Origin of the sequence: Bacillus sp. SIMBA_074, from assembly GCF_046534555.1 — a bacterium.
In the GTDB taxonomy this organism is placed as follows: Bacteria; Bacillota; Bacilli; order Bacillales; family Bacillaceae_G; genus Bacillus_A; species Bacillus_A mycoides.
Genome location: NZ_JAWRYM010000099.1, coordinates 1 through 508 on the forward strand (window position 1 = coordinate 1; position 508 = coordinate 508).

Annotated in this window: 1 pseudogene; it reads left to right on the top strand. The window is 45.1% G+C overall.

What is annotated here, in order from left to right:
- Window positions 1-278: 278 nt before the first annotated feature.
- Window positions 279-508 (top strand): annotated as a pseudogene (locus SB773_RS29990) (group II intron reverse transcriptase/maturase); the annotation flags it as partial.

A 508-nucleotide genomic window follows, 5' to 3' on the forward strand; every position in this document is an offset into this window, starting at 1 on the left:
TGATGACAGCCAAGTACACTTGGTAACCTTTCCAGTGATGGACAGCTGAATCATCAGAAGTCAGCAGAGGTCATAGTACTTGTCTACTCGAGAAGACAAGGAAGGACCGAACAGATTAAGGAGGATGAATACTAGGCGTTCGTTATCTGTGAAGAAGCAAACAATTCCTAACGGAACTTATTTGAAGGAAGAAGTGGTGAATACACGGGGAACTTCAAAAGGGTGGAGCAGATAAAGGCACAAATAGACCATTTATCCACGTAGAAAGGATATCAACGATGTTAATGGAACAGATACTAGAGAGGGAAAACTTAATACAGGCATTGAAGCGTGTAGAAAGAAATAAGGGAAGCCATGGTGTAGACGGAATGCGGGTCCAAAACCTGAGACCGCACCTCGTAACCGAATGGTACAACATGAAAACTGCCCTTTTACAGGGTACCTATCAACCGAAGCCCGTCCGTCGTATCGAAATCCCGAAACCAAACGGCGGAGTTCGGCTTTTGGG